The 4,819-nt window shown below is 48.2% G+C and carries 3 protein-coding genes and 2 pseudogenes; 2 read left to right on the top strand and 3 right to left on the bottom strand.

The window, feature by feature from the left end; all coding sequences use genetic code 11:
- Nucleotides 1-148 precede the first annotated feature (148 nt).
- The gene (locus tag OGW13_RS05595) at nucleotides 149-1,129 is read right to left on the bottom strand and encodes an IS5-like element ISEc68 family transposase (protein ID WP_000082736.1); all 981 of its coding nucleotides are present in this window, start codon (nucleotides 1,127-1,129) and stop codon (nucleotides 149-151) included.
- Between the two features lie 68 nt (nucleotides 1,130-1,197).
- On the opposite strand from OGW13_RS05595, the pseudogene pdeG reads away from it, so the two are divergent.
- Nucleotides 1,198-2,499, top strand: a pseudogene (gene pdeG / locus OGW13_RS05590) (cyclic di-3',5'-guanosine monophosphate phosphodiesterase PdeG); the annotation flags it as partial.
- 5 nt (nucleotides 2,500-2,504) lie between these two features.
- On the opposite strand, the gene OGW13_RS05585 reads toward pdeG, so the two are convergent.
- Nucleotides 2,505-2,702: a hypothetical protein gene (locus tag OGW13_RS05585; protein ID WP_044329145.1), complete on the bottom strand. Its 198-nt coding sequence runs from the start codon at nucleotides 2,700-2,702 to the stop codon at nucleotides 2,505-2,507.
- Between the two features lie 498 nt (nucleotides 2,703-3,200).
- Here OGW13_RS05585 and OGW13_RS05580 point away from each other — a divergent pair.
- Nucleotides 3,201-3,590 (top strand): annotated as a pseudogene (locus OGW13_RS05580) (DUF6387 family protein); the annotation flags it as partial.
- A gap of 18 nt (nucleotides 3,591-3,608) precedes the next feature.
- Here the strand turns inward: OGW13_RS05580 and OGW13_RS05575 are convergent.
- Nucleotides 3,609-4,756 (bottom strand): IS3 family transposase gene (locus OGW13_RS05575; protein WP_096755719.1). Its coding sequence is split into 2 segments (ribosomal slippage): nucleotides 3,609-4,519 and nucleotides 4,519-4,756, totalling 1,149 coding nucleotides; the frame shifts between segments, so codons are not numbered across the junction.
- Between the last annotated feature and the right edge of the window lie 63 nt (nucleotides 4,757-4,819).

Here is a 4,819-nt window from a genome sequence, read left to right as displayed (position 1 = left end):
GGAAGTTGCGATTAAGTGGTCCGCAGCTCCCGATATGACGCCCCAAACCGTCCTTTATCGACGTCCTGTGGCTCAATTTTCCAATTTTCAGCCCAAAATCGTCTCTTCGTGGCTGATTTTGGCCCTGTTTCAGGCTAATTTCCTCATTTCAGGTAGATCTCGCCTGTGCCCGTATCAATTGGTCAACTCGAACCAGGTTCGCCAGGGTGAATAACATCGCCAGTTGACTGTCATTTTTAGCCAGCCCCTTGTACCTGGCTTTGACGAAACCAAACTGACATTTTACTATCCGAAATGGATGCTCAACCTTCGCTCGGATACTCGCTTTCAGGTATTCGTAACGGATGGCCAGCTTGTTCTTGCGCGGGTGTTGCTTCAATGCATTCACTTTGCCGGGACGCTTGGCGATAAGCCAGTCTGCGCTGACATCGCTGAGCTCATCGCGCTTTTCGGCCCCCTGATAACCAGCATCGGCTGAGATAAATTCTTCATCGCCATGCAGTAACTTGCCAACCTGATTGAGGTCGTGCTCGTTAGCCGCCGTGGTCACCAGACTGTGGGTCAGGCCACTTTTGGCGTCCACGCCAATGTGCGCTTTCATGCCGAAGTACCACTGGTTACCTTTCTTGGTCTGGTGCATGTCTTCATCACGGCTGTTGTGTTTGTTTTTGGTAGAGCTGGGGGCTTGAATGATGGTGGCATCCACCAAGGTGCCCTGGGTCATTAGAACGCCACACTCTGCTAGCCAGTGATTAACGGTACTGAAGATTTTGCGGGCCAGTTCATGCTGCTCCAGCAAATGCCGGAAATTCATGATGGTAGTGCGGTCTGGAATGGCTTTATCCAGTGACAGGCGAGCAAATTGGCGCATGGAGGCGATTTCATAGAGGGCATCTTCCATGGCCTCATCGCTCAGGTTGTACCATTGCTGCATGCAGTGAATACGCAGCATGGTTTCCAGCGGATAGGGCCTGCGACCATTACCGGCCTTGGGATACACAGGCTCGATAACGCCAAGTAATTTGTCCCAGGGAAGCAAGTCATCCATTCTGCCAAGGAAAACTTCTTTGCGGGTCTGGCGGCGTTTACTGGAAAACTCACTGTCGGCAAAAGTCAGTTGCTGGCTCATCCGGTTACTCATTCTGGGTTCAGGTTACAACACGATGATCTCACATCTCGGACTTATTCGCACCTTCCTTAGGGACGGAAGCCGCGCTACAGCCTCATCTTCGGACCATTTTAATCTACCGCGAAGGCAAAATATGGTGCTCCTCGCTGCCGGGTAATCGCATGCTACTTTCTTATCTTTCTGAAATACCGGATACAACGCTGCAACTCGCGCCAGCAAATAATGCGGTTAACAGACGACCGGTTTTGTTATATCAGAATCAACTTGCCGGGAGCCGAATTGTCATCACCATCAGCGATCAGCATATTCGTGATTCACTGCGCACGCCGCTGAAAGAGGCGAATTATTCATTAATGGTAGGGAAGGCGATCCTGGGGCTGTCCGGTGATGTGGCGACCGTCAACGATACAGGCCAGGAGTTCGGACAGGTAGGATCCAAACGTTACCCCTTCACAATACGTTATAATTTACCGCCCGTGTTTAGCCTGCAAAGACTCATCAGTCAGGGGATGGGGATGCTAATCTTCATTTTTCTCATGTCTTGTTTTGCCGCGTATGGCCTGATTAAGTATTTAAATAAAAGCACCACACCGGAAGAAGCGCTGCGCAGAGCAATTCTCAAGGGAGAAATCGTGCCTTTTTATCAGCCCGTGGTGAATGGCCGGGAAGGGACGTTACGGGGCGTTGAAGTGCTGGCGAGGTGGAAACATCCGAAAGCCGGATATATTTCCCCGGCGTCATTTATTCCGCTAGCGGAAAAGTCAGGTTTGATTATTCCTCTGACGCAAAGTTTGATGGAACAAGTGGTTACCCATATGAATGCTATCGCCACGAAGTTGCCAGAAGGTTTTCATGTCGGTATTAACTTCAGCGCCTCTCATATTACCGCTCCGACCTTTGTCGACGAGTGTCTGAACTTTAAGGCGCGGTTCAGCCGAAAAGATTTGAATCTGGTGCTCGAAGTGACCGAGCGTGAACCTTTGCATGTCGATGAGCACCTGGTACAGACGCTCAACGTTCTGCACGAAAATGGTTTTGTCATCGCTCTGGATGATTTTGGCACCGGTTATTCCGGACTTTCTTATCTTCATGATCTACACATTGATTACATTAAGGTCGATCAAAGCTTTGTGGCGCGAGTCAGCATGGAAGAAGATTCCACCCGGATTCTTGACTGTGTGCTGGATTTAGCGCGAAAACTGTCGCTAAGTATCGTCGCGGAAGGCGTGGAAACAAAGGCGCAGGTTGACTACCTGAACCGTAACGATATTACCTTCCAGCAGGGGTACTATTTCTTTAAACCGGTTAACTTCACCGAACTGATAAAAATTATTTTGTCGAAGCCGAAAGTCAAAGTGGTTGTTGAATAAGTGGATTATTTTTTGTGTAAACGTTGCGTGTTTATATTATCCACTTCCAGCATGCCTTTTTGCGGGTCAATAAAATAGCATTTTGTCTTTGACGAATAGGCCAGTGATGCCGTCTCGCATTGCGCCAGATCGCTAAACGCGCCAATCACTTCACTTTTCGTTGTGTTATTGGAAAGGGCGAAAATCAGTGCCAGAACGTACATATTCATTCCTTGAATAAATGGCTCGCGTAGAGCCAATGTTTTATTGACAGGAAGATACTACGTAGGACATGGCGCAAAACAAGTTGAACATGCCTGCAAGTCTGAATCTGGACCAGATCTCGTTTTTTATAAACCAAAGAATTGGCGTGGCTTGTCTGGTGTTCAGGAGGACTCCAGCATATCTCAATGGTGTTAAAGAAAGGCTAAACGCCAGACTATGAAGCCGCCTTAGAAGCTGGCGTCCCTGTAACTAGATATCTATTTGATTGAATTTTCTAGATAACTGTTGTTTCTGATTTTACCTTTGGTTCTATAAAGGAACCATAAATCGTAACGGCATAAACCCCTGAAAATAGTCCGTTAGCAAACTGTATCAAAAAATATCAAACTTCTTGGTTCAACTTCCTGATGGCATCTGAACTCATTTCATTGGTCTTTCTTTAACATGTCGATTACGTTAGCTACATACATTAAGTCTAATGCATGTTGGAGGTCGTTATGAAAAACTGGTCAGTTGAGCATACGAGAGAGGTGAAGAAGTGGCTGGATATTGATACATATCGCGGATTCGAAGAGCTTCCGCTTATACACCTCTACCATGAATTGCTGGCAAGGACATTGTTCTTCAAACCATATCATGAAGAATTTGAAGCAGAAGCCGTAAGGCTCTACATCGACAGGATCTTCACTGGAAAGCCCTTTCTCATCACAGAAAAGCATCTCGGCTATCTCACAAGAGAGGATACTCTTTACCAGCCCCCGCACTTCTTTTTGACGACAACCGAAAGACTGGCTCAACTCAGCATAGTTGGATTACGGAACTCACTGTTTTTTTGGGATGGAAGCGATGAGTATTCTGTTAACAGAGAATTCCTCGATAGCCCTGTATGAATCGCCACGGATAATCTAGACACTTCCGAGCCGTTGATAATACTGGTTTTCATATTCTGTCGGTGACATCTGTTCGCTAGAACCATGCCGACGCTTACTGTTATAAAACATTTCGATGTAATCAAAAATATCGCTGCGGGCTTCTTCCCGCGTTCCGTAGATTTTTTTCTTTATCCGTTCACGTTTCAACAACTGGAAAAAGCTTTCTGCAACCGCATTATCATGGCAGTTACCGCGACGGCTCATGCTGCCCTCCAGGCCGTGTGATTTCAGGAACGACTGCCACTCATGGCTTGTGTACTGACTGCCCTGATCCGAATGAACCAGCACCTGTTTTTGGGGATTACGCCGCCATACAGCCATCAGCAGTGCGTTCAGGACAATGTCCTTTGTCATCCGGGATTGTATGGACCAGCCGATAATTTTGCGTGAGAACAGATCAACAACCACGGCAAGATACAGCCAGCCTTCGTGGGTCCTGATGTAGGTTATGTCCGTTACCCAACTCTCATCCGGAGCATCCGGATTGAACTGTCGCTGGAGCCTGTTGGGCGACACGATACTGGCCTCGCCTTTACGTGCCCGCGGGCTCCGGTATCCGACCTGAGCCTTTATCCCGACACGTTTCATCAGTCGCCAGACTCTGTTCACTCCGCACTGTTGCCCGCTGTCCCGCAGATCCAAATGGATTTTGCGATAACCATAGACGCATCCCGATTCCAGCCAGAACTGTTTAATCTGCCCTGTCAGCCTCAGGTCTGCCTGATGGCGTTGTGAATGCGGCTGCTGAAGCCAGGCGTAAAAACCACTGGGATGAACATCCAGCACCCGACAGAGCAGGCGAACAGGCCAGCAACAGGTGTTGTCACGGATAAAGGCGTACCTCAGTCGGACAGCTTTGCGAAGTACGCCGCGGCTTTTTTTAATATGTCCCGTTCGTCGGTAACCCGCTTCAGCTCTTTCTGGAGACGGCGGATCTCGGCCTGAGCATCTGACTCTTCTTTATTAGTGGAAGAATCTGGACCGTACTTCTTTATCCAGGCGTAAAGGCTGTGGGTGGTGATATCGAGACGTGTTGCAACGCTGGCAACAGAATAACCGCGATCAACAACCTGTTTGACTGCTTCAATTTTAAACTCTTCGGGATAACGCTTACCGCTCATGGGCACCTCTCTTTAAGCCATCTTAAATGACTCTGAGGTGTCTGTTAAACCCGTGGCGATTCA

The organism is Citrobacter sp. Ca225, assembly GCF_030337175.1.
In the GTDB taxonomy this organism is placed as follows: Bacteria; Pseudomonadota; Gammaproteobacteria; order Enterobacterales; family Enterobacteriaceae; genus Citrobacter_A; species Citrobacter_A amalonaticus.
The sequence above is the reverse complement of the archived record's forward strand: the minus strand, read 5'-3'. Positions and strand labels throughout refer to the sequence as shown.

Excerpts from the sequence above, each read along its gene's own strand:
- OGW13_RS05595 (WP_000082736.1), bottom strand. The coding sequence starts at position 1,129 with ATGAGCCAGCAACTGACTTTTGCCGACAGTGAGTTTTCCAGTAAACGC.
- OGW13_RS05585 (WP_044329145.1), bottom strand. The coding sequence starts at position 2,702 with ATGTACGTTCTGGCACTGATTTTCGCCCTTTCCAATAACACAACGAAA.